Source organism: Sinorhizobium chiapasense (genome assembly GCF_045277575.1).
Taxonomy (GTDB): domain Bacteria; phylum Pseudomonadota; class Alphaproteobacteria; order Rhizobiales; family Rhizobiaceae; genus Ensifer; species Ensifer chiapasense_A.
Window position 1 is genome coordinate 262,992 of sequence record NZ_CP144207.1, and the last position, 24,619, is coordinate 287,610.

The following is a 24,619-nucleotide window of genomic DNA, read 5'->3' on the forward strand; positions in this document are numbered from 1 at the left end:
CAACCAGGACAGATTTTGTGACCGCCTTTCCCCTGAAACCACCAAGGTCACCAATGTCGTGTCAGCGACTGCGACGGGAACGCTGAGGCGCATCATCCTTGGCGAGGGAATGACGGCGCTGGTTGGTGCGCCGGCCGGCGCCATCGTGATGAGGCCGCCATGCCGGAACGCCTCGATGCACCTGTAAAACCGGTGTAGCCCGGCCCTGATCCGGATCTTGCGATCGGGTCCGCCGAGCGCATGCCTGCCGCACTTCGCCGGGCCTGCCACCTCCTCCAAACCGCGAACGAAATCTCCGAGGCGCTTTGGTAGTCCTAGGGTTTCGGTCATCTCCGGTGACCTTCACATTCAGAGCCGAGCGGTGAGCCCCCCAAAGGCGAGGCGACGAAATTCGTTGGTGCCCGCTTAGATCAGGTTGCGTTGATAACGAGCGCTGAAGTTGGCGGGCATCGACCAGTTTGGCTCATGGCCGAGAACCCTCTGAAAAAATCCCGCCGCATAGCTCGTATCCTCGTTGGCGTTCTCCCGGAAAGACCACCAACTTCGCAGGTCATCGATCACCTTGTTGATTTCGACCTGCGTATGGAACTCTTGGTCCATCGTCGCGGCGTATACCGTCAGGCAGAATGTCGTGGCGACATAGCCTTCAGGCCAGAACTCAGCAGCGGAGCCTTGAACAACCTGTTGTGGAGGCTTCGTTGTTTTTAGCGGCATGTCGGCAATGAGTTCGCTCAGCATGAGCGACGGAGCAAATTCGAAGAACTCGCGGCGTTCGGTTTTCTGAGCCGGCCTTTGTTGCTCTATGTTTTTCAGCCAACGGACGAAGACACGCGCAAGTTTCAACTCGTCGATCTGAAAGCGACATCCCATGAGCTCGCCGCACAATGCAGCGTGTGCCTCGAACGCCGTTCTGAACCAATGGAGCTGTCTCGCGGCGATCCGCAAGGGCTTGTTCGTCGGCGGAAGATGCGAAATCAACTGGCAAAGATCAAACATGGGCCGCGTACCTCTCAAAGAGCGAAGACAGCACAGCGCCGTTCTGCGTCCGGAAGGCTTGCGAAATCTCGTCCTGAAGCGCGGTCGCTAAATTGGTCGCGGCCTGAATCATCTTCGCGTAATCTTCGTTCTCGCGGTCCGATAGCAAGTACAGCAAGACGGAAAAGACGGCGACCTGCGCGACGGCTTCCTTCGAGACGGGGGAATGGGCGTCCAGATAATCGATCCGGACAGGCTCTTCCCTGAGAAGCTGGAGGGCTAGTTGCGCGGCAAAATGCTCGGGCGCATCGCGCGACGTGACCTGGCCAAAGGCTTTTCGCCCGGCGCTCTGGCTGACCAGCGCCCTGCTAGCGCCCAGGTGGCTAAGGACGATTTTCATCGTTTCGTAGAAGACAGCGGAGAATTCCTCTGATTGCCCGCCGGAGGCCATCATGTCCTGGAGCTTGTGAGATCCAAGTGTCACCTCGCCGAAAACCGTATGTACGACGCTGCTTACCATCTGGTCGACGCTGCGGGCGAGTAGCCCCATTTCCCGAAGCGCTGTCAACGCTATCCTCGAGGCAGGGGGAGGAAGCTTCGTCGGCGCCGTCCCCTGCACGGCGTCACATCCTCTCCTAAAAGCATACCGCAATCCACGCAGCGCGTCCTTCAGTTGCGCTGCGTCTGGAGCGAATTGTGGCCGCACGCCCATGACCTACCCCCATGAATTATTGCACCGCTTTCGCTACACCGGCTGCCGCCAACATAGCTCCTCCGCGTCCCGGAGTGGACTCTATAAATCGTCGCGTGGCCTCGTAACTTGCAACGCCCGCCTGGCTTCCGAGACCAGTCGCGTTAAGCGCCGAAGACGCTTGGCCGAGCTCGACGGCGTAGTAGGGAGAAAGGCCCTTGACGAGGCCGGTTGCAAATCCGCCATTGAAGCAATCTCCACATCCGCACGTGCATTTTACCTCGACCTCGAAGGCTGGAGAATGGAACTCGAGTCCCGTCTGGTCGAGGTAATAGGCTCCATCGGCACCAAGCGTCAGGACAACGCACCCGGCACCCCTGCTCAGCAGGAAATGGGCAAGATCGCGGTTCTCCGTCAATCCGGATAGCGCCTTGGCCTCCTCTTCGGATGGGAGGAAATAGTCCGTGTAGGGACGAAGGGCCTCCACCTTCGGAAAGTCTTCCGGCGTTGAAGCAAATACATCAAGAGTGGTGATCACGCCCCGGCGGCGCGCCTCTGACATCAGTTCCGCCGTCCTGCCAGTGTCGTCCATGCGATTCATGAGGCCAACGCCGCCGATATGCAGGATTTTTGTGTCCAGCAAACCATCAATGTCTGAATCCGATACGTAGAATGCGTCCGTGGCGCCCCGTTTGTGCAGAGCCGGACGCGTGCCGTCCGGACGCGTGGTCACGATCGAGGAGGAGGTCGAGAAGCCCTCGCAGCGCTGCATCATACGGATGTCCACCCGTATGACCTGAGCTTCACGCGGACCCAATCTCCCATGTCGCCGTACCCGACACCTCCGACCGCCTGCACGCGCAGGCCGTATTTGGCGGCGACGATGGCGGCAGATCCCGCCGCGCCCGAGACCGCGAGCGTGTAATCCTCCACGAAATATGTCTGGCCTCCCGGCGGTATGTTGGTGACGGGCCGGCAGAGAGCGTCGAAGGTGTAGAAGCCTACGCAGCTGAGATCGAATGTCGTAGACATCAGTTCACCCCCACACGAGAGCCGTCTTCACCGAAGAAGTGGAGGCGACTTGTATCGAAACCCACCGCAACGGCGCTGTCGATTGGGGCGCGGAATTCACGCCCCGCCTTGATCTCGATGTTCTTGTTCGCCGTGGGCACAGTGAGATAGGTGATGTCGCCAGTCGGCTCCACGCCGTAGACTTGCCCCTCAAGGTTATCTCCGCCAATCTGGCAGTCCTCCGGACGGATGCTAAGCGTGATGTTTCCGGAGAGATTTGCAGGACAAGGAACCCTAACGCCGGCGGAGGAGAATGTTCCATTCTGTGCCGTGGGAATGAGGTTCATCGGCGGCGAACCGATAAAGCCGGCCACGAAGGTGTTGGCTGGGTTTGAATAGATGTCGTCGGGCGTACCGATTTGCTGGCCCTTGTGCATGATGACGATGCGATCGGCCAGCGTCATCGCCTCGATCTGGTCGTGGGTGACATACACAGTGGTTACCTTCCGTTCCCGCTGCATGTGCTTGATCTGCACGCGCATGCTGGCGCGCAGCTTCGCGTCCAGATTGGACAAGGGCTCGTCCATGAGGAATACCTGCGGGTGACGCACGATTGCGCACGCGAGCCCCGCGCGCTGCCGTAGTCCCCCCGAGAGCGCACCGGGCTTGCGATCCAGGAAGGGACCCAATTCGACCATTTCAGCCGCGCGCCGAATGAGTTCATCATGCTGTGCCTTGGGCACCTGACGCATCCTCAGCGGAAAGCGGATGTTCTCGTAGATCGACATATTCGGATAAAGGCATACCCTTGGAAAACCATGGCCATGTCCCTGTCACGGGCGTCGATGTCGTTCATCAAGTCGCCACCGATGCGGATCTCGCCTTCTGTCAGGTGTTCAAGGCCAGCAATTATCCGCATTTTCCGCAGCCAGATGGGCCCAGGAGTACCAGGAACTCTTCGTCGACAATGTCGAGGGTCATGTCCTTCACGCCGATGAACGAGCCGAAGCTCTTGACGACGTTCTTGAGGGATCGTTGCAGCCGTGATCGCAGTGGTTCTTCTGCGCGGGTGGCAACGATTACATCGTCTCGCACGGCAAGAGCCCCGTGCCATGTTAGTGGGAAAAGTTCAGGTAATATTTGAAAGCTGACAGCTTCGCTTCGGCCAGCTGTGTCCTCATCTCGCTCATTCGAATGAGCTCGTGAGTCACGGTCGCGATTATTGGCTGAAAGTTTACCATCCCGCCCAGGAGCAATAAAAGGGACATCACAATGGCGACCACGATGCGGCTACCGAGGCGTGTGCGGTGTTGTTGATGCATTAAATCCTCCCGTTATTCCAAAAGGTCGTGGATGTGGCCCTCAAGGTTTCTTGTCGGCCTGAGGGAGTCATCGCACGACGACCGCAGATGGCGACCATCCAGCTATTTCCCTCCTCTGTTGACGGCAGTCCCGGTTGGCCAAACCTGCCCGAATAATTTAATCAACCTTCTATCATGTAATCGTTGACATGCCAATTATTTTGTGGTGTACACGTTTACATGAAGAAATCGGCGGTCGGTCGATCGAAATTTGCTTTAGCCCGGCGAGTGGCCGGCTCGAATGGGGAGACGAAGGTTGAAAAAGCTGAACGTTGCGTTGATCGGTACAGGCTTCATGGGCAAGGCCCATTCAATCGCCACTGCGGTGGTGCCGATCCTGTTTGGTGCGCCGATTGAGATCGAGCGCAAGGTGATCGTCGATATCGATGAGGAGTTGGCCCGTAATGCTGCGAAGCAGTACGGCTTTGCCGAGTACGCTACCGACTGGCGGGAGGTGATCTCCCGTCCGGACATCGACATCGTCGATATCTGCACGCCGAACGATACCCACGCGCCGATCGCGATCGCTGCCGCCAAAGCGGGCAAACATGTGATGTGCGAAAAGCCGATGGCGATGACTGTGGCTGACGCCCAATCCATGCTGGCGGCCGCCAACGAGACCGGCGTGGTTACGATGGTGTCCTACAACTATCGCCACACGCCGGCGCTGCAGATGGCCAAGCGCCTGATTGACGAGGGACGGATCGGCGATATCCTGACGTTCCGCGGTTACTATCTGCAGGACTGGGGTGCCGATCCAAGTAAGCCGCTTTCGTGGCGCTTTAACAAGGCCCAAGCGGGTTCGGGGACCTTGGGTGATATCGGCACGCACGTGATCGACGCGGCGCGTCTGCTCGTCGGCGAATTCGCGTCGGTGAACGCGATCGTAAAGACCTTCATCCCTGAGCGCCCGCTTCCTGCAGGCCGTTTCTTTGGGCCGAGCGGCGCGGCCTCGTCGGAAATGGGCAAGGTCGACGTCGATGATGCCGCATTGACGATGATCCAGTTCACGAACGGCGTTTACGGCACGATCGAGGTGACCCGCAATGCCTGGGGTCATCACAATCAGCTGGGCTTCGAGATCCATGGAACGCGTGGCTCGATCGCTTTCGATTACCAGCGCCTGAACGAGTTGCGGGTGGCCTTCGCCGACGATCCAGCAGATGCCTTCGGCTTCCGCACGATCTACTCGGGACCCAACCAGCCGTTCGGTGACAAGCTGTGGCCAGTCGCGGGCATGGGGCAGGGATACATCGATATCAAGTCGATCGAGTGGTATAATTTTCTGAAGGCCATCGCCGATAAAACGTCGGCCGCTCCGAACTTTGCGGATGGGCTGCAGATCGAGCGCATTGCCGAGGCCATTCTCGCCTCGGGCCAAAGCGGCAACTGGGAAAACATCGAGCAGTCTGCTGCCTAAGGAGCCGTCCCATGACGATCAAGCTTGCAATGCACACGTGGCCCTATGCGAGCAACCCGACGTGGTTGCCGGCCTATACGCTTGAAGAGACGATCAAGCGGATCAAGAAGATCGGTTACGACGCTATCGAGATCGGTGCGGCCAGTCCGCATGTCTTTCCGCCGACTCTGAGCGCACAAAGGCGCAAGGACCTCGGCAAGATGCTCAAGGATTATGAATTGGAGCTGGCAGCGATGCTGCCGGCGCATGGCGGCGGGCCTGGCAACAATGTCGCCTCGCCGATTCCCGAGGAACGTCGTTGGGCTATCGATCATTACAAGGACATGGTCCAGCTCACCGCAGACTGGGGGGGTAAGCGGCTGATCTGCCTGCCAGGCTGGTACATCTTCGGCACCACGTATCGGCAGGCGTGGGACTGGGCGACGCAAGCTGTAAGGGAAATCGCCCGCTTCGCGCAGGACTTCGGCGTCGAGATCGTGATTGAGCCTACGCCCGAAGACAGCAACATCGTCAACACCTGCGACAATACCATCGACATGATGAAGGACGTCGGTGAGCCGAACGTGCGGCTGATGTTCGACAGCCACCATGTCATCACCGAGAAGGAGGTGATGAGCGATTATGTCTATGCGATGGGGAAGGACCTGGTCCATATCCACGCTTCGGACAATAACCGCCTGCCTCCTGGCAGGGGCAGGGGCGACTTCCCGGCGCTCATCGACGCGCTGAAGGAAACTGGCTTCGACGGCTATCTGTCGATGGAATGCGGCTTTCACCAGCGAGGCATTGAGCCGGATTGGGTGGCACGCGTCTCGCTCGAATACCTCAAGCCGCTGGTCGATGCAGCCAACGCTGCGGTGCACCGCTGAGCTGGGCGCCACCCAGCGCCTTGCGATTGGTGATGTAAACGTTGCCATTGAAGAATCCGTCCGAAGAGGGCGGTCCGGAGGAAATGGGTGCTACCGGACACCCGTCTAAGAAAAGGGGAATGTGATATGAAGCGAATGATCATTGGTACAACGGCGGTGTTTCTCGCGGCGTCGTCTGCTTACGCGGGCGATATCGGGGTTACCATTGCATCGAACGACACGTTCCTGGCGGTGATGGTTCAGGCGATGAAGGACGAGGCCGCCAAGACCAACCAGCCTCTACAGATCGAGTTTGCCGACTCCGACGTCAACAAACAGCTGTCGCAGATCCAGAATTTCATTGCCGCGAAGGTCGACGCCATCATTGTCAACGTCGTGGAAAGCACCGCCACGCCGACGATCACGAAAATGGCGACCGACGCCGGCATTCCGCTGGTCTATGTCAACAACACGCCGAGCGACCTCGACAAGCTCGGCCCGAAGGCGGCCTTCATCGGTTCGAAGGAGATCGACGCGGGCACGCTGCAGGCCAAGGAAGTCTGCCGGGTGCTGAAGGAAGAGGGCAAGACTGAGGATGCCGGCATCCTGATCATTCAGGGCATTCTCGCTCAACACGCTGCGGAAGAGCGTAGCCGCGCGGTTCACGACGTCGTTGCGACGCCGGAATGCAACTTCATGAAGATCATCGACGAGCAGACGGCAAACTGGGATCCGGTGAAGGCACAGGACTTGATGACCAACTGGATCACGGCGGGCTACAAGCCGGTAGCGGTTGTCGCCAACAACGACGACATGGCGTTGGGCGCCGTCAATTCGCTCAAGGCTGCCGGTTGGGAGATGAAGGATGTAATCGTCGCCGGCATCGACGCCACCAAGGAAGCGATGCACTACGTGAAGACCGGCGATCTCGACGCCACCGTGTTCCAGGATGCGACGGGGCAGGGCGCCGGTTCGGTCGATGCTGCCATCAAGCTTGCCAAGGGCGAGAAAGTCGAATCCCCGGTTTGGATTCCGTTCGAACTGGTGAACGCGGCCAACGTCGACACCTACCTCAACAAGAACTGATCACCCGCTGATCACGGATGTGCCGCAAGCAGCGGTGCATCCGGGCAGGCGAGTTGGTCATGTGCAAGGTGCACGGCCGACCAAAATGAAAAAGCTATCTCCAATGACACTTAACGCGGAGGTTTCTTCGCAATGACAACACCCTCTGGAGCCACGGTCGTGGCAGAAAAACCGTTAGCGAAAAGAAAGTTCGGGAACGAAATGTCGACGGCTCTTGTGCTCGTCGGAATCGCTCTCATGTTCGAGCTGCTAGGCTGGATCTTTGTTGGAAGTTCATTCCTCGGCAACCAGCAGCGGCTGTCGATCATTATTCTTCAGGTCTCCGTCATCGGCATTCTCGCCGTTGGCGTAACGCAGGTGATTATCACCAGTGGTATCGATCTTTCGTCGGGCTCCGTGGTCGGGCTTGCTGCTATGGTGGCAGCCTCCCTCGCCCAAAGCTCGACAGATGTGCGCGCGCTTTATCCTGGCCTGACGGATCTGCTTCCGATCTGGCCAATTCTGGCCGGACTTTTGGTTGGTTTGCTTGCCGGTCTGATCAATGGCTTGATCATCGCCAAGACTAATATTCCGCCTTTCATTGCCACCTTGGGAATGATGGTTTGCGCCCGCGGCGTCGCAAAGTGGTATACGCTTGGTCAGCCTATCGGGCTGTTGAATCCCGACTTCACCTGGCTCGGCAAGAGCTTTTTCATCCTGGGCTTTCCCTTGCCGCTGCCGGTGATCATTTTCATTGCCGTTGCAACCATCGCGCATATCGCTCTGCGCTATACGCGTTACGGCAAGTTCACCTATGCGGTCGGCGCCAATCCGCAGGCAGCGCGAGTTTCGGGCATTGATATTGGCTCCCATCTCATCAAGGTCTACGCCATTGCTGGCCTGCTTTCAGGCCTTGCCGGAGTTGTGACCGCGGCACGTGCGGCCTCCGCCCAGCCCACCATGGGAGTTGCCTATGAGCTCGATGCCATCGCAGCCGCGGTAATTGGCGGCACCTCGCTTGCCGGCGGCGTCGGTCGCATCACCGGCACGGTGATCGGCACCATCATTCTCGGTGTCATCACTTCAGGCTTCACCTTCCTCAAGATCGGCTCCTATTACCAGGAAATCATCAAGGGGATGATCATCGTCGCCGCCGTCATCATCGATCAGTACAGGCGCTCGCGCAAAACAAGGGTCTGACGGTAATGAAGGCAACCGCAGCCACATGCATGTCGGTCGCGGAAATCGCTTGATAAAGCGGGCCACCGAACCGGAAAAGTCAGTGAGGGACAAATGTCTGCTTTGCAGCTATCACATGATGAGCTCATCAACGTCTATCGAACCATGCGGACGATCCGCCGGTTCGAGGAACGAGTGATGCAGGAAATGGGTACCGGCGACATCCCCGGCAACACCCATCTCTATGCCGGCCAGGAGGCGAGCGCCGTCGGCGTCTGCCTGCAACTTCGCGACGACGATTACATTTCTTCGACCCACCGCGGTCACGGCCATTCAATCGCAAAGGGCTGCGACATCGATGGCATGATGGCTGAACTGTTCGGCCGCGCCAGCGGCACCTGTGGTGGCAAGGGCGGGTCACAACACATTGCCGATCTGCGCAAGGGCATGCTGGGCGCGAACGGCATCGTCGCGGCAGGGGCGCCGATCACCTGCGGTGCGGCGTTGAGCGCAAAGCTGCTCGGCACGCAGCAGGTGGCTGTCGCCTTTGCCGGCGACGGCGCAATGAACGAGGGGGTGATGTCGGAAAGCTTCAACCTCGCCAAGATCTGGATGCTGCCGATCATCTTCGTCATCGAGGACAACGGCTTCGGCGAAGCGACGGCGAACGCCCACGTCTCGGCCGGCAGCTTCACCCGCCGTGCCGAAGGCTACGACATCCCGACTATCGAGGTCGACGGAACCGATGTCTTCAGCGTCTATGCCGCGGCGGGCGAGGCGGTGGAGCGCGCCCGGGCGGGCGGTGGCCCGACGATGCTGCACGTCCATGTGCCGCGCTATTACGGCCACTACAGCGGCGATCCCGACACCTACCGCACCCCGGAAGAGAAGGCGGCGATGCGTCGCGAGCGCGATTGCCTCACCCACTTCCGCAAACGCCTCAAGGAGGTGTCGCTGGTCGAGATGGCAGAGCTCGATGCCGTCGACGCCGAGGTTGAAGCCGAGATCGACCGTGCCGTCAGTGCGGCCAGGGCAGCGCCGTTCCCGCCGCTCGCCGCACTCACCACGGATGTTTACGTCAAGTATTTGTAAGGAGCCGGAACAATGGCACAGAAGTCTTTTCGGCAGGCCTTGAACGAAGCCCTTCATTTTGAGATGGGGCGCGATCCGCGCGTCATCATGATGGGCGAGGATCTGACCGGCGGCGCCGGCGCCAACGGGGTGAAGGATGCCTGGGGTGGTCCGTTTGGCGTGACCCGCGGGCTGCTCGACGCCTTCGGGCCAGAGCGCATTCGCGACACGCCGATCAGCGAGGCGGCTTTTATCGGGGCGGCTGCAGGGGCAGCGCTGACCGGTATGCGCCCGATCGCGGAAATCATGTTCGTTGATTTCGCCGGCGTCTGCCTCGATCAGATCATGAACCAGGCGGCGAAGTTCCGCTACATGTTCGGCGGTCGCGCCAAGACTCCGCTCGTCATCCGCGCCACCTATGGCGCCGGCAGCCGCTCCGGCTCTCAGCACACCCAAGCGCTCTATCCGATCTTCACCCACATTCCCGGTCTCAAGGTCGTCATTCCCTCCACCCCCTATGACGCGAAGGGCCTGCTGCTGCAGGCGATCCGCGACGACGATCCGGTTATCTTCCTCGAGCACAAGATGCTCTATGACACGGTGGGGGAGGTGCCGGACGGCGCCTACACGATCCCCTTCGGCGAAGCGCGGGTGGCGCGTGACGGTAAGGACGTGCTGATCGTCGCGATCGGCCGCATGGTCCAGGTCGCCGAAGAGGCCGCCCGCAAGCTGGCGGGGGAGGGTATCTCCGCCTGCATCATCGACCCGCGCACCACGTCGCCGCTCGACGAGGACACGCTGCTGGAGTTCGCCGAGACGATCGGACGTGTCGTCATCGTCGACGAAGCCAATCCGCGCTGCAGTGTCGCCACCGATATTTCGGCACTGCTTGCCGACAAGTGCTTCGATGCACTGAAGGCGCCGATCAAGTTGGTGACGGCGCCGCATGCGCCGGTTCCCTATGCCCCCAATCTCGAGGACGCCTATATCCCCTCGGCCGATGCCGTGGTGAAGGCCGCGACCTCCATTATCAGGAGATAGACCATATGTCGTCAATCGAGGCAGTTACCGTTCCCAAATGGGGAATGACGATGACCGAGGGCAAGATCACCCAGTGGATCGTCGGCGAGGGTGCCCATGTCGCTCGCGGTCAGGAAATCCTGGAGATCGAAACCACCAAGGTCACCAATGTCGTCGAAGCCGCCGCCAGCGGAACGCTGAGACGCATCGTCCTTGGCGAGGGGACGACGGCGCCGGTCGGTGCCCTGGCCGGGGTGATCGCCGACGAAGCGGCCACGCCGGAAGAGATCGATGCCTTCATCGAAAGCTATGCGGACCGGCTTGGTGCGGGCGACGAAGGCGAAGGTGGCGCCGCCGTGCCGCGGACGATCGCTGTCGATGGTGGCGTGGTCAACCTTCTCGAGACGGGACCGCAGAGCGACGAGACGGCGGTGCTGCTGCACGGGTTTGGCGGCGATCTTTCGACCTGGCTGTTCAACCAGACGGCGCTCGCCGAAAGGATGCGGGCAGTCGCGGTCGATCTGCCCGGACACGGTGCATCATCCCCGATCCTGGGCGATGATGTCTTCCAGAAGATCGTTTCTGCGGTCGAAGCGGCGGTAAAAGCCGTTGCGCCCGGCAGGATTCACCTCATCGCGCACTCCTTCGGCGGTGCTGTCGCCGCGGCGATCGCCGCCCACGAGCCCTCCCGCGTCGGTTCGCTGACGCTGATCGCCCCGATCGGGCTGAGCCGGCAGATGAGCCGGGAATTCCTCGTCGATTTCGTTGCCGCGGAACGCCGCCGCCCGCTGCTGGGCGTGCTGGAGCGGCTGTTCGCCGATCCGTCAAAGATCACCAGCGACATGGTCGAGGGAACGCTTCGCTTCAAGCGGCTCGAGGGCGTGCCGGAGGCACTGTCGGCGATCGCCGACACGATTGCCGACGACCATGGTCAATTGCAGTCGATCGGCGGCCAGCTCAAAGACCTGCCGTGCCCGGTGACGATCCTGTGGGGCGAGCGGGATGCGATCGTCCCAGTTCCGCAGTCCACCGAATTGCCCGCCAACGCTCGGCTGCGCATCATCCCCGGCGTCGGGCACATGCCGCAGATGGAGGCATCGTCAACGGTCAACGAAGCCATTCTGAAGACAATCCAGGGCGAGTGAGCATCGCGGAGGACGCGGTGTGTAAGTGTAAGTTGAGCGGTAACGACGTAATTGGGAGTAAATCCATGTCCGAACGTTTGTCGGGAAAGCGTGTTCTCTTGACGGGAGGCGTAGCGAATATTGGTCTCGCCATACTTGAGGCGTTCGTCGCTGAAGGCGCAATAGTTTCTGTGGTCGACATCGATGCAGCCAAGGGCAGCGAAGTCGAGAAGCGGTTTGGCGACCGGGTTCACTTCGTCAAAGCAGATATCTCGCAGGAAGATGAGATCAAATCCGCGATCGCTCAATCGGTCACCTGGATGAAGGGGATGGATACACTGTGCCTGAATGCGGGCGTACAGCTCTCCGGCAAAGTAGAAGACTTTAGTACCAGCAATTGGGACAAGGTTTTCACGATCAATGTACGCGCCAATTTCATATTTGCGCGCGAGTCTATCAAGCATCTCCGCGAGGCCGGCAAATCCTCAATCGTCATGATGTCGTCGCTGGCTGGCAAACGCGGCGCTCCGGGTTTGCTAGCCTATTCGGCATCAAAAGCCGCCGTCATCGGGTTGACGACAACGCTTGCCCTTGAGCTGGCCCGCGATGGGATACGCGTAAACGCTGTGTGCCCCGGTTGGATCGATACTCCGTTCAACCAGCCAGCTATCGACTATATCGGTGGCAGGGACAAGCAGGAAGCCCTGGTCCCGACGGTCATTCCGCTTGGGCGTCAAGCCACGCCGCAAGAGGTCGCGCCGTTGTTTGTCTATCTCGCCTCGGATGAGGCTTCGTACGTCACTGCCCAGTCGATCAATGTCGATGGCGGCATTTATAACTAACGGTCAAAGGCGAAGGTATAAAAATGGCGAAGATGATCACACATGAATCCGCGCTCGAAGCCATTGAGGTCGGCGCGGCGAAAGCACGGGAGATTGGCGAGCCTTCTTCTCTCGCGATTGTCGATGCCGGCGGCAACCTCATCGCGTTCTTGCGTGTCGACGACGCAGCGCTTTCCACGGTCGAGATCGCGCAGGGCAAGGCCTACACCGCCCTGGCCTTGCGCTCGCCTTCGGGAAACTGGCTCGAAATCGTGCAGCCTGGCGCAGCGCTCTATGGGCTGGATGCGCTCGGCGGACGCAGGCCTTTTGTCGTCTTCGGCGGCGGATTGCCGGTCCACGACGGCAAAACCGTCATCGGGGGTGTTGGCGTCTCGGGGGGGCCGGTGGATGCGGACGTAGCGATCGCCGAGGCGATGGTGTCCGCGCTGCAGTAGCACTAAACCTAGTCTGTCCTCTCCTGCCTACGAGGTTCGCATGTCAATGGAGTCAGTTGCAACAAAAGGATCCATGTCGGCTTCCGAAGTTCGACAATTGATCCGCCAAGGGAGCCTTCGCGTCCCGACCACCGGCTTTGCCGACGGCTTCATGCAAGCCAATCTTGTGATTTTGCCCAAACGCCACGCGTCCGACTTCCGTTTGTTTTGCGATCGCAATCCCAAAAGCTGCCCGTTGCTCGGCGTCGGCAAGCCGGGTGATCCGAGCTTGCCCGAATTAGGCTCGATTGACATTCGCACGGATGTGGCACGATATCGCGTCTACCGTTCCGGCGCGCACACGGAGACAGTAGAGAACCTCTCTGACATCTGGCGAGACGATCTTGTCACCTTTGCGCTTGGTTGCTCATTCTCGTTCGAGAGCGCGATCCTTCGCGCTGGGATCGACATCCGGCACATCAGTGCCAATCGCAACGTTCCGATGTACGCAACGAACCTGCCGACCAGCCCCGCAGGGCCGTTTGCCGGTTCGATGGTGGTGTCGATGCGGGCATTCCGGCCGGCCGACGTCATCCAGGCGATCGTCTTGTCCGAACGCTACCCGCTGGCGCACGGCGCTCCCGTTCACATAGGCGATCCCGCTGAGATTGGCATCAAAGACATCAACAGGCCGGATTACGGAGATCCCCCGGTCATCGAACCGGGTGACATACTCGGTTTCTGGGCCTGTGGGGTAACACCGCAACTGGCGCTTCAGCAGGCGAAACTTGATCTGGCAATTACCCATGAGCCGGGTTTCATGCTCGTTACCGATCTTCCAGGGGATCTTCCGGCATGCCCGGTGAAAAAGCCTTGAGAAACTGAAGTGAGCCGGCGGCGACACGGGCCCGCCGTTTACGGAACCAACCGGAGAGCACCTAATGTCTGATCACCGCATCCGCCTTGAATGGGCCGCAACCGAACATAGCAAGCAAACTGGTACATACAGTCGTGACCATAAGGCGATCATCAGCCCCCACGTGACGATTCCTGTGTCGGCCGCGCCGGATTATCTGGGCAACAGTGAACTGGCCGATCCGGAACAATTGCTCGTTTCCGCACTTGCGAGTTGCCACATGTTGTACTTCCTCGCCATTTGTGAAGGTAGTGGCTACGCTGTCAGCAGCTACGCCGACGAAGGCATCGGCAAGGTATCGAAAAGCCCAGAAGGTTTCTACTCGGTGTCATCGATCACCCTGCGGCCCAAGGTTTCTTTCAGCTCTGAAAAACAGCCGGACCGGGAGACCTTGGAGCGACTGCATCATCGCGCGCACAAAGGATGCTTCATCGCGAACTCCATCAAGAGCAGTGTCTCGATCGAACTGGACTGACGCGCTCTGCCGCATCTGACATCCAATTAGCCGTGCGAAATCTCGTGAAGGAAACAGGCGAATTATGAAGGAAAAACTTGTCGTCATTGCTACCGTCGTAGCCCATCCAGGCAAAGAGGATCAGCTTCGAGAGGGGCTGCTGGGGCTGGTTTCCATCGCAAAGACGGAGCCGGGCTTCGTTCAGTACGACCTGCATGTGTCGCTCGAGCGTCCCGGAGAGTTCATCTTTTATGAGATCTGGGAAGATGAGCAGTTGCTTGATTTGCACAACAATACGGAATCAATGAAAGCATTTGGTGCAAAGGCGGGCCAATGGATCCAATCTGCTACGCTCAATAAGTACAAGCGCATCTCTTAAGCCTGGGATACCCTCATCGGCTTGGATCGCGAATGCGAATATGGTCTTGTTCGGCCGGACGGCGGAGATATCGGTGGGCGACAGCAATCGTTACCGCATGTGCCAGGCTAAAGGTGTCGGATGACTTTCGAGAGGAATAAAGGCCATCAGGAAGCTCTCGATCTTTCGGTGCACTATCGCCCAATCGCCTTGAAGGCCATTCTTGCCGCTTGCAGCATTGGTTCCGCAAAAGCGAAGCCAACACCGTTGCGACGGGAGCCCAACGCCATCCAGATTTCCATCGGTAAGAGGAATACTAAACCGGTTTGACCTCCCCCGATGCGAAGGCGAGAACTGGCGCCGGTGGCACATTCTTCGACCAAGCAGTTTGAAACCTTTCGGCAACCAGACGCGGCGGCGATCCGGTCCCTTCCGGCAGCGCTTTCGCTCACTAACGAATCTCGGCAATAGCTTATTGCAGAAAATCACGCGTTGTATACGTTAACATTTGCAGAGAGGTGATGCCTGCCTGTGAGTTCCACTAATTGGTAAAATTCTCTGGCTCTAATGGCGCTGCTGGTGAAAGGGACCTTGTTGCGCCTTGTTCTGCTCGCGTTCTGACCCCGATCGGTCAAACTTAAGCTCACCTGCTCGCAGCGCTCGATACCCGCTGCGCATGCGTTGACGCTGGTCAATCTACTTGATCAAATGCCATGCTACGTATAGGGCACTTAATAAGCCCCGAAAGTGGCTCCGGCGAGGATTTTCTCTTGGATTGAGCGAGTTTAGATGAGCAAGCCGCCTACTGTCCGCGATGTGGCACGCCTCTCGGGCGTATCGACCGCCACAGTGTCCCGATATTTTACCGGGAAAACGGATGCGATTTCGCCCGAAACCATCGAGAATGTACGAAGCGCTGTCGAGGCTCTTGGATATACGCCGTCAGAGATTGGGCGCTCGCTTCGCCTGGCCCGTAGCCGCGTGGTCGTGATGGTGGTCCCCGACGCAACGAACCCATTTACGGCGGACGTTGCGGCGTCAGTCGAACAGGCGCTGAAAGAGTTCGGACTCTCGATGGTGCTGGCAAACGCCTCCGAAAACGCGGAACAGCAGGATCGGCTACTTTCCGACGCGCAAGGTCTGCGGGCGCGGGCAATCGTGCTCCAGGGCGCGATAGATACGCCGCGACTACGTGACATGGCTTCGCGGCAGAACAACCTTATTTTCGTCAATCGTCGTCCTGCTCCGGGAATCGTCGCTCCTTACGTGGGCATCGACAATTTCGCTGCGGGTCGTGCGGTCGGGCAATATTTCGTCGAGTGCGGCTATGAGAACTGTGTGGCGATCCACGGACCGCGCCATTACTCAGGTAGCACTGAACGGCTTGATGGCTTCCTCACCGGCCTGGGGCAGGTCCGCCCGGTGTTTCAGTTTGAGAGCGCGTACACCATGGAGGCGGGCTACCGGCAAGGTCAGTTGCTGCTCGCCGATCACAGCCGCCGATACGCGGTCTTCTGCGGCAACGACATGATTGCCTATGGGGTCCATCGAGCCGCAATGGAGAAGAACATGCGGGTGCCCGACGATCTTGTAATCTTCGGCTTCGATGACAATCGATTGAACGAGTGGCTCGCGCCTTGGCTCTCCACAGTGAGGGTTCCGGCATTCGACTTCGGCCCTGCAATTGCCAAGCTCATTCATGAGCCGATCGCCCCGGACGATCCAAATAAGAACGTTATTCTTCCGTTTTCGCTGACGATCAGAAAGTCTGCTTAAAAGACAGCAGGGACTCGCAAAAGCAGCTAGCCGCTTCTGCTGGCCAAACCAGTCCTCTCCGTTGGATCGCTACGCTCGGAGCGCTTTGGGCGTGCCAAATTCATTATTCGCTTTTTTCTCGAATTATCCGCCTATGTAATCGTTGACATCGCAGTTTTGCATGGTGTACACGTTTACATTACGAAGTGATGTTCATGCATGAGCTTACGCCAATGGCACATTGGGTGGTCCGATAGCAGGGGAGGTTGAAAGGTGAACGTTTACCGATCGGCAAGGCCTGTGCTCGCCTATGGAAACGCTAGCACTAGCAATCAAGGTAGGATGATCTCGTGCATCCTTGGACATCTGGGCAAGTGAAAATGGCCAAGCCGCCGACCATCCGTGATGTGGCACGCCTTTCGGGGGTCTCGACCGCCACGGTTTCGCGGTTCTTCACGGGGAAGACGAGCGCGATTGCTCCTGAGACGCTCGAGAGTGTGCGCAGCGCCGCAGAAGAGCTCGGTTACACTCCTTCGGAGATCGGGCGCTCGCTCCGCTTGGCCAGCAGCCGGGTGGTGGTGATGCTGGTGCCTGATGCCACCAATCTCTTTACCGCCGATGTTGCCGCGTCGGTCGAAAATGCGCTCAAGGGCATCGGTCTTTCATTGGTGCTCGCGAACACGGCTGAAGACGCTCAAAAGCAGGACGGCCTGCTTGCCGATGCGCAGGGCTTGCGGGCGCGAGCAATCGTTCTACAGGGCGCAATGGATACTCCGCGCCTGCGTGAGATGGCCGAGCGGCAAAACAACCTGATATTTGTGAATCGCCGCCCCGCACCCGGTATTGTCGCTCCCTATGTCGGGATTGATAACTTCGCCGCCGGCTTCGCGGTAGGACGCTATTTCATCGAGAAAGGCTACGAGAACTGCGTCGCAATCCACGGGCCGCGACACTATCCGGGAAGCAGTCGACGCCTTGAGGGCTTTCTCGCCGGTGTCGGCGAGATGCGCCAGGTCCTCCAGTTCGAGTGCGCTTTCACGATGGAGGCGGGCTACCGACGAGGCTCGCTCCTTCTGGCCGACCGCAGCCGTCGGTACTCAGTTTTTTGCGCCAACGACATGATCGCCTACGGCGTCTATCGGGCCGCCATGGAGAAGAGCATGCGGATTCCCGAGGACCTGAGCATCTTTGGATTCGACGACAATCGCGTGAACGAGTGGCTCGCTCCCTGGCTCACGACGGTCAAAGTTCCGGCATTCGACTTCGGCCCTGCCATTGCGGAGCTGATCAACGAGCCGCCCGCCACGAACGAGCACAGCCGGACCGTCATCCTGCCGTTTTCACTGACGATCCGGCAGTCTGCTTAGAGGAACAGCAAGGAGGGGGGAGCATAAAATGAATGCCAGTGAGTACATCACCAACCTGCCGATTGGTATTCAGCGGGTACCCGCGTTGCGGCGCATCATTTCCATCAAGTCCAATGCCGAAGGGCGGAGCGTGAAAGGCTAACAGCATGCTGTCACCATCTACCATCAAGGTCGTTCGCGAAACCGGTGCGCTGCCAAACTCCGAGTATCTCTTGGAGGTCGAAAACGTCCGCAAGGAATTTGCGGGGGTCGTTGCGCTCGACAATGTGTCTTTCCGGGTCCGCCGCGGCAGCGTGCATGCGCTCATGGGCGAGAACGGCGCCGGCAAGTCGACATTGATGAAGATCATTGCCGGAATCTACACGCCAGATGCCGGGGAATTTAAATGGCGCGGCCAGTCGATCCGGCTGAACAGCCCGCTTGATGCGCTCGACAACGGCATCGCGATGATCCACCAAGAGCTCAACCTCATGGCGCCGATGACGGTCTCGGAGAATGTATGGATTCGCCGCGAGCCGAAGAACCGGTTCGGCTTTATCGACCACGACGAGTTGCGTAGCCGCACGCTGGAGCTCTTCGACCGACTCGGGATCGATATAGACCCGGACGAGCAAGTCGGTAAGCTCTCCGTCGCCAGCCGACAAATGGTCGAGATCGCAAAAGCGGTTTCCTATGAATCAGACGTCCTGATCATGGACGAGCCAACCTCGACTCTGACCGAGCGCGAGGTGGAGCACCTTTTCCGGATCATCCGAACACTCAGGGAGGCTGGAAAGGGGATCATCTACATAACGCACAAGATGAACGAGCTTTTCGAGATCGCCGATGAGGTCTCGATCTTTCGTGACGGCAGGCACATCGCGACGAAGGCCGCCAACGAGGTCACCCGCGATGACGTCATTCGAATGATGGTTGGCCGCGAGCTCTCGCAGATGTTCCCGAAGACACCCGCCCCGATCGGCGACGTCGTGCTGAAAGTCCGCAATCTCGGGCTCGCCGGAGTGTTCGACGGGATCTCGTTCGATCTGCGGGCCGGTGAGATCCTGGGTATCGCGGGCCTCGTTGGTTCGGGTCGGTCCAATATTGCCGAGACGATCTTTGGCGTCACGCCGGCGACCTCGGGCACCATTGAGATCGGCGGCAAGAAGGTGGTTGTGGACTCGCCGGCTGTCGCCATGGAACACGGCATGGCATTCCTCACCGAGGAGCGCAAGGAGTCCGGCTGTTTTCTGCTTTTGAACATCCAGGAGAACATGCAAATGGCGGCGCTACGCAGCGGCTACGTCCGGCGCGGCTTCGTCGATCAAAAACGGCTGTCCCGCGACTGTGACGCCATGACAAGCGCGCTTCGCGTCAAGACCCCGGGCATGGAAGAGTTGATCCTGAACCTTTCCGGAGGCAACCAGCAGAAAGTACTGATCGCCCGCTGGCTGTTGACGAAACCGCGCATCCTCATTCTCGACGAACCTACCCGGGGTATCGATGTGGGCGCTAAGGCGGAAATCCATCGCATGATCTCAAATCTCGCCGGCGAAGGTCTAGCGGTGATCATGATTTCTTCCGAGATGCCCGAGATCCTCGGGATGAGCGACCGGGTCATGACGATACGGCAGGGTCGTTTGTCCGGCATCCTGGATCGCGCCGATGCCGACCAGGTCAAAATCATGGAGCTCGCAGCACAATGATGACCACCCAGGCAGGTGCGGCAGCGGCAGAGAAGCCGCGCCAAAGCATCAGCTCGTGAACTACGCCGCAAGCTGTGATCAATCAACCGCATCAAGCAACCATTCGAACAGGCAATGACATGGCATGCGTCGACCTGAATAGCGACCTCGGTGAAAGCTTCGGCCCCTGGCCGATGGGTGACGATGCCTCGATGCTCGGCATCGTCACCAGCGCCAATATCGCCTGCGGCTTTCATGCCGGCGATCCGGCGGGCATCCTTGCCGTTCTACGCGAAGCCGCCCGACGTGGTGTCTCGGCTGGCGCCCACATCGGCTACCGGGACCTGGTCGGATTCGGCCGGCGCAACATGGATCCCTCGAGCGCCGAGCTGGTGGGCGACACGATCTACCAGATCGGCGCGCTGCAGGGACTGGCGAGGGCCGCCGGCACCGCGGTCCGCTACGTCAAGCCGCACGGAGCGCTCTACAACACGATCGCCAGCGACGCCCGCCAGGCGGACGACGTGATCACCGGGATCAAGGCGGTCGACCCGACGCTGGTTCTGATGGCGCTCGCCGGCGCCCCGATTGTCGAGCAGGCCCGCGCGGCCGGGTTGACGGTCGTGTGCGAGGCCTTCGCCGACCGCGCCTACAATCCTGACGGCAGCCTCGTCAGCCGTCGGCTGCCCGGCGCGGTCATCCACGACCCGGAGGTTGTCGCGAATCGAATGCTGCGCCTGGTCAGCGAGCATCGGATCACCGCGATCGACGGCACCGAGATCGCCCTCGAAGCTCAATCCATCTGCATCCACGGCGACACACCCTCTGCGGTGGCACTCGCCCGTACGGTGCGTGACAGGCTCATCGCCAATGGGGTCGAACTGAAGCCCTTCGCTGGAGCGGACCGGGACGAGGCTGATGTCTGAGCGCCAACGTTTTCTGCCCGCCGGTAGTGATGCTCTCCTGGTCGAACTGGACGATCTGGAAACGACGCTGACGTTCTTCGACCGTTTGCGGGCCGCCCCGCCGGAGGGGGTGAAAGAGCTCGTTCCCGCCGCTCGCACCGTGATGATCCGCTTCGACCCGCTCGTCACCAACCGCCCCACGATCGCAGCATTCGTTGCGCGGATCGATCTTTCGCTGCGGAGCGCGCGCCAGGGCGAGACGTTCGACATCCCCTTGACCTATGACGGCGAGGACCTCGGCGAGGTTGCCGAATTTCTCGGTTGGTCGGTCGAGGAACTCATCCGCCGCCACACGGAGGCGACCTATACCGTGGCCTTCACCGGTTTCGCGCCGGGTTTCGCTTACATGACCTGCGACGATGCCGCGTTCGACGTGCCGCGCCGCAAGACGCCGCGCGTGCGCATCCCGGCCGGTTCCGTGGCGATCGCCGGCAAGTTCGGAGGCATCTATCCTACCGACAGTCCGGGCGGCTGGCAGCTCCTCGGCACAACGCCGCTTCGTATGTGGGATACGGCCCGTGCCCGGGCGGCGCTGCTTGCCCCCGGCGATCGCGTGCGCTTTCGCGATATGGCCAAGGGCGCCATCGTACCGACCTTCGTGACCGAACGGCAGGCGGATACCGCGCCGCCGGCAGAGGGCCTGCGCGTCATCCGAACCGACCGGCCGGCGCTCTATCAGGACCTCGGCCGTCCGGGTCAGGCGGATCAGGGCGTTTCGGAATCCGGAGCACTCGATCGCGCCGCATTGCGCGCGGCCAATCTCTGCGTCGGCAATCCGGGGGATGCTGCTGCGATCGAGATCACTTTCGGAGGCTTTGCACTCAGCGCCGACCGACCCGTCACGCTGGCGCTGACCGGTGCGCCGTGCCCGCTCGAGATTCGCACCGCGGATGGCCGCACAGTCTCCGCCCCTTTCGCCCGGCCGTTTGCACTCGACGCCGGTGACGCGCTGACGCTCGGCGTGCCGAGCGAAGGGATGCGCAGCTATCTGGCGCTGCGCAGTGGTTTCGTTGTCGAGCCCGTGCTCGGCTCGGCCTCGACCGACACGCTGGCGAAAGTCGGGCCACCGCCGATTGCTGCAGGCCATGTGCTCGCACCGGCAAACCGTCCGGCCGCCGCCGTCGACCCAGATGGCCCCGAGCCCAAGCAACTGCCACAAACGGGGGAGACGGTGACCCTCGACGTGGTGCTCGGCCCGCGCACCGACTGGTTTACGGAGAAAGGCGTGCAAACGTTTCTCTCGCAGGAGTGGGAAGTCACCGCTGAATCGAGCCGCGTCGGCGTGCGCCTATCCGGGTCCGCGCCACTCGAACGGCGCGACGCGGCGGAGCTTCCCTCCGAAGGCACGGCGCTCGGGTCGATACAGGTGCCACACAGCGGCCAGCCGGTGCTCTTCCTCGCCGACCATCCCCTGACCGGCGGTTATCCGGTGATCGGCGTGGTGGCGGCCCATCACCTTGACCTCGCCGGTCAGATCCCAATCGGCGCGCGCATCCGTTTCAACCCGATCGTCGCTTTCGACCCGCATGTGAAGGATACCGACCGATGAAAAAGCTGCTCATCGCCAATCGCGGTGAAATCGCCATCCGTATCGCCAGGGCCGCGCGCGATTACGGCGTCGCCTCGGTTGCCATCTATTCAGATGCCGATGCGAGTTCGCTCCATGCCGAGCTTGCCGATGAGGCCTACGGTCTCGGTCCCGGGCGCCCTGCGGAGACCTATCTCAACATCAAAAAGATACTCAAGATTGCCCGCCGCACCGGGGCCGACGCGGTCCATCCCGGTTACGGCTTCCTGTCGGAACGCGCGGAATTCGCGCAAGCCGTGATCGATGCAGGCCTCATTTGGGTCGGCCCCGCACCCCAGGTCATAACAGCGCTCGGAGACAAGGTTGAGGCTCGGCGCATCGCGGCCAAGGTCGGCGCGCCGCTCGTCAAAGGCTCGGACGGCCCGCTGGCTTCGGCCGCCGCGGCGGTCGACTTTGCCAGGCAAGCCGGACTGCCGCTCGCGATCAAGGCGGCTTTTGGCGGCGGGGGCCGCGGCATGAAGGTCGCGCGGCGCCTGGAAGAGGTCGGTGAACTGTTCGATTCAGCTGTGCGCGAGGCGAAGGAAGCCTTTGGCCGCGGTGAATGCTATGCGGAGCAGTTCCTCGACCGGCCCCGTCACATCGAGGCGCAGGTCATCGCCGACAGCCACGGCAACACCATTGTCCTCGGGACGCGCGACTGCTCGCTTCAGCGGCGTAACCAGAAGCTCGTGGAAGAAGCTCCAGCCCCATTCATCACCGCCGAACAGCGGGCGCGGATCCATGACGCCGCTCGCGCCATCTGCACCGAGGCCGGCTATACCGGAGCAGGGACGGTGGAGTTCCTGCTGTCCCAGGACGGTGTGATCTCTTTCCTCGAAGTGAACACCCGTCTCCAGGTCGAGCATCCGGTGACCGAAGAGACGACCGGTGTCGACATTGTGATTGAGCAGTTGCGTATCGCTGACGGCCTGCCGCTTTCGGTCACGGACACACCCGAGCCGCGCTGCCATGCCTTCGAGTTCCGCATCAATGCTGAGGACCCCGGGCGGGGCTTCCTACCCACTCCGGGCCTCATCACGCGCTTCCGCGCCCCCGCGGGGCCTGGCGTGCGCATTGATGCCGGCGTCGAGACCGGCTCAGAGATCCCCGGCTTCTACGATTCCATGATGGCAAAGCTGATCGTCACCGGCGCCACGCGCGAGGAAGCGCTTGTCCGGGCTCGAAGGGCGCTGGCCGAGTTCCGCATTGAGGGGGTCGCCTCCGTGCTGCCTTTCCACCGGGCCGTGCTCAATGAGCGCGGTTTCACCGGCGAGGATGGCTTCCGTGTCTTCACCAACTGGATCGAAACGGAGTTCCGCGGTTTGGAGCCTTCTCCCCGCGTTGATCCAGCGGAAAGTGGGTTGATACGCAGCTTCATCGAGATCGATGGAAAGCGCCACGCGATCGGCCTGCCAGCCGCCCTTTTCTCCGGTCTGGGCGCCCCGCAGCTCGTGCAACAGCCGACACCGTCTAGAGGCGACGGCAGCGTCACCGCGCCGATCCCTGGCACGTTACAGCAATGGTTGGTCAATGACGGAGCGGAAGTCGCGGAAGGCGATGCTGTTGCCGTTATTGAAGCGATGAAGATGGAGACCCGTATCCTCGCGCCGAAGGCGGGCCGTATCCGCATCAAGGCCGAAGCGGGCGCGGTCGTCAGCCTCGCAGCGGAACTGGCTACGATTGTCTGATAATCCGGTGGAGGAGCAAAGCCGCAGACGTCGGATGGCGACATTGCTTCAACAGTGCTGGTTTGATCGAGAAATGCCCATAGCGACGGAATGGTGAACTCGTGTGATGAAGCCTATGACAGCAGTGGAAGCAGACGCTGAGCCGCTTACTGCAAAAATGGCAGCACGGATCAGGACAATGCTGATTGAGGGCAGGCTTGCTCCGGGTGAAAAGCTTTCTGAGCAGCAAATAGCCGCCGACCTTGAGATTTCGCGCAATACGCTTCGAGAGGTTTTCCGGCTGCTCGCCAGCCAGGGCCTGCTCACGCATATTCCCAATCGCGGCGTTTTTGTCGTCGCTCCGGACGAAGCTATGGTTATGGACATCTATCGCGTGCGCCGCGTTATACAGAAGGCCGCAGTCCAGGCTGCAAGTCCAGGCCATCCAGCGCTGGCGCGCATGGGGGCGCTCGCGGATGAGGCCGACGCCGCCACGAAGGCCGGCGACTGGAAACGGGTGGGAGCGATCAATTTGGAATTCCATCGTGCGATGGTGGAGCTATGCGACAGCCCAAAACTGAGCGAGTGTTTCGATCAGGTCCTGGCTGAACTCCGGCTGGTATTTCACCAATTGGAAGACACGGCCTATCTGCATCAACTCTCTATCGAGAGGAACACATCCCTCGTTACGTTGCTCCAAGTGGAAAACATAGGTGAAGCAACGCATCAACTGGAGGCGGATCTTCTCAAATCGGAGAGAGCAGTTCTCGCGGGTTTGCAGCGCAGGAAGAACGGCAACAAGAGTGAGAGAGCTTGCCTTGACTCCATCGGTCGTTCTTCCACGCGGAAGGCGTAATTATGACTGCTCGGCACCATAAAACTCGTA

At 60.2% G+C, this 24,619-nt stretch carries 21 protein-coding genes and 3 pseudogenes; 20 read left to right on the forward strand and 4 right to left on the reverse strand.

The genetic code is table 11. The features are described from left to right. Window positions 1-25: 25 nt before the first annotated feature. Window positions 26-180 (forward strand): annotated as a pseudogene (locus tag QM996_RS32405) (acetoin dehydrogenase dihydrolipoyllysine-residue acetyltransferase subunit); the annotation flags it as partial. Window positions 181-405: 225 nt separating this feature from the next. Here the strand turns inward: QM996_RS32405 and QM996_RS32410 are convergent. From QM996_RS32410 to QM996_RS32425, 4 genes and pseudogenes are all read right to left on the reverse strand, one after another. Continuing rightward, window positions 406-996 (reverse strand): hypothetical protein, encoded by a 591-nt coding sequence (locus QM996_RS32410; protein WP_334141578.1) that lies wholly within the window; start codon window positions 994-996, stop codon window positions 406-408. Next, window positions 989-1,543, reverse strand: coding sequence for a hypothetical protein (locus QM996_RS32415; RefSeq protein ID WP_334141580.1), 555 nt, complete (start codon window positions 1,541-1,543; stop codon window positions 989-991). The genes QM996_RS32410 and QM996_RS32415 overlap by 8 nt, the downstream gene beginning before the upstream one ends. Before the next feature lie 160 nt (window positions 1,544-1,703). Next, window positions 1,704-2,698: pseudogene (locus QM996_RS32420) on the reverse strand (carbohydrate kinase family protein). Further along, window positions 2,698-3,718: pseudogene (locus tag QM996_RS32425) on the reverse strand (ABC transporter ATP-binding protein). Before QM996_RS32425 ends, QM996_RS32420 begins: the two co-directional pseudogenes overlap by 1 nt. A gap of 576 nt (window positions 3,719-4,294) precedes the next feature. Here QM996_RS32425 and QM996_RS32430 point away from each other — a divergent pair. The 19 genes from QM996_RS32430 to QM996_RS32520 all read left to right on the forward strand — a co-directional run bounded on the left by QM996_RS32430 (window position 4,295) and on the right by QM996_RS32520 (window position 24,589). Then, complete coding sequence (locus tag QM996_RS32430) at window positions 4,295-5,458, forward strand: Gfo/Idh/MocA family protein (RefSeq protein WP_334141582.1); 1,164 nt, start codon at window positions 4,295-4,297, stop codon at window positions 5,456-5,458. Window positions 5,459-5,469: 11 nt separating this feature from the next. After that, entirely contained in the window at window positions 5,470-6,327 is an 858-nt protein-coding gene (locus QM996_RS32435; RefSeq protein ID WP_334141583.1) for a sugar phosphate isomerase/epimerase family protein, read from the forward strand. A gap of 126 nt (window positions 6,328-6,453) precedes the next feature. After that, window positions 6,454-7,392, forward strand: a complete 939-nt coding sequence (locus QM996_RS32440) for a substrate-binding domain-containing protein (protein ID WP_334141586.1) — start codon at window positions 6,454-6,456, stop codon at window positions 7,390-7,392. 132 nt (window positions 7,393-7,524) lie between these two features. Then, a complete protein-coding gene (locus QM996_RS32445) occupies window positions 7,525-8,571 on the forward strand; it encodes an ABC transporter permease (protein WP_334141588.1) in 1,047 nt (348 codons plus the stop codon). A gap of 93 nt (window positions 8,572-8,664) precedes the next feature. Beyond that, complete coding sequence (locus QM996_RS32450; protein WP_334141591.1) at window positions 8,665-9,642, forward strand: thiamine pyrophosphate-dependent dehydrogenase E1 component subunit alpha; 978 nt, start codon at window positions 8,665-8,667, stop codon at window positions 9,640-9,642. 12 nt (window positions 9,643-9,654) lie between these two features. Next, a complete protein-coding gene (locus QM996_RS32455; protein WP_334141594.1) occupies window positions 9,655-10,662 on the forward strand; it encodes an alpha-ketoacid dehydrogenase subunit beta in 1,008 nt (335 codons plus the stop codon). 5 nt (window positions 10,663-10,667) lie between these two features. Then, complete coding sequence (locus QM996_RS32460; protein WP_334141597.1) at window positions 10,668-11,786, forward strand: acetoin dehydrogenase dihydrolipoyllysine-residue acetyltransferase subunit; 1,119 nt, start codon at window positions 10,668-10,670, stop codon at window positions 11,784-11,786. Between the two features lie 65 nt (window positions 11,787-11,851). Then, on the forward strand, window positions 11,852-12,607 hold the full coding sequence (locus QM996_RS32465; RefSeq protein ID WP_334141600.1) for an SDR family NAD(P)-dependent oxidoreductase: 756 nt from the start codon (window positions 11,852-11,854) through the stop codon (window positions 12,605-12,607). Window positions 12,608-12,630: 23 nt separating this feature from the next. Then, window positions 12,631-13,041 (forward strand): GlcG/HbpS family heme-binding protein, encoded by a 411-nt coding sequence (locus tag QM996_RS32470; RefSeq protein ID WP_334141603.1) that lies wholly within the window; start codon window positions 12,631-12,633, stop codon window positions 13,039-13,041. Window positions 13,042-13,081: 40 nt separating this feature from the next. After that, window positions 13,082-13,897 carry a putative hydro-lyase gene (locus QM996_RS32475; RefSeq protein ID WP_334141605.1) on the forward strand — a complete coding sequence of 272 codons (816 nt, stop codon included), beginning with the start codon at window positions 13,082-13,084 and terminating at the stop codon, window positions 13,895-13,897. A 64-nt stretch (window positions 13,898-13,961) separates the two neighbouring features. Then, window positions 13,962-14,411 carry an OsmC family protein gene (locus QM996_RS32480; RefSeq protein WP_334141608.1) on the forward strand — a complete coding sequence of 150 codons (450 nt, stop codon included), beginning with the start codon at window positions 13,962-13,964 and terminating at the stop codon, window positions 14,409-14,411. Between the two features lie 64 nt (window positions 14,412-14,475). Next, on the forward strand, window positions 14,476-14,769 hold the full coding sequence (locus tag QM996_RS32485; protein WP_334141609.1) for a putative quinol monooxygenase: 294 nt from the start codon (window positions 14,476-14,478) through the stop codon (window positions 14,767-14,769). Between the two features lie 768 nt (window positions 14,770-15,537). Next, window positions 15,538-16,524, forward strand: coding sequence for a LacI family DNA-binding transcriptional regulator (locus tag QM996_RS32490; protein WP_334141610.1), 987 nt, complete (start codon window positions 15,538-15,540; stop codon window positions 16,522-16,524). A 359-nt stretch (window positions 16,525-16,883) separates the two neighbouring features. Beyond that, window positions 16,884-17,870 (forward strand): LacI family DNA-binding transcriptional regulator, encoded by a 987-nt coding sequence (locus QM996_RS32495; RefSeq protein WP_334141612.1) that lies wholly within the window; start codon window positions 16,884-16,886, stop codon window positions 17,868-17,870. 146 nt (window positions 17,871-18,016) lie between these two features. Further along, entirely contained in the window at window positions 18,017-19,555 is a 1,539-nt protein-coding gene (locus QM996_RS32500; RefSeq protein ID WP_334141614.1) for a sugar ABC transporter ATP-binding protein, read from the forward strand. Between the two features lie 119 nt (window positions 19,556-19,674). Further along, a complete protein-coding gene (locus QM996_RS32505; RefSeq protein ID WP_334141616.1) occupies window positions 19,675-20,460 on the forward strand; it encodes a LamB/YcsF family protein in 786 nt (261 codons plus the stop codon). After that, window positions 20,453-22,048, forward strand: coding sequence for a 5-oxoprolinase subunit B/C family protein (locus QM996_RS32510; RefSeq protein ID WP_334141618.1), 1,596 nt, complete (start codon window positions 20,453-20,455; stop codon window positions 22,046-22,048). The genes QM996_RS32505 and QM996_RS32510 overlap by 8 nt, the downstream gene beginning before the upstream one ends. After that, window positions 22,045-23,754, forward strand: coding sequence for an acetyl/propionyl/methylcrotonyl-CoA carboxylase subunit alpha (locus QM996_RS32515; RefSeq protein WP_334141620.1), 1,710 nt, complete (start codon window positions 22,045-22,047; stop codon window positions 23,752-23,754). The genes QM996_RS32510 and QM996_RS32515 overlap by 4 nt, the downstream gene beginning before the upstream one ends. Window positions 23,755-23,869: 115 nt before the next feature. After that, the gene (locus tag QM996_RS32520) at window positions 23,870-24,589 is read left to right on the forward strand and encodes a GntR family transcriptional regulator (protein WP_334141622.1); all 720 of its coding nucleotides are present in this window, start codon (window positions 23,870-23,872) and stop codon (window positions 24,587-24,589) included. The last annotated feature ends 30 nt before the right edge of the window (window positions 24,590-24,619 follow it).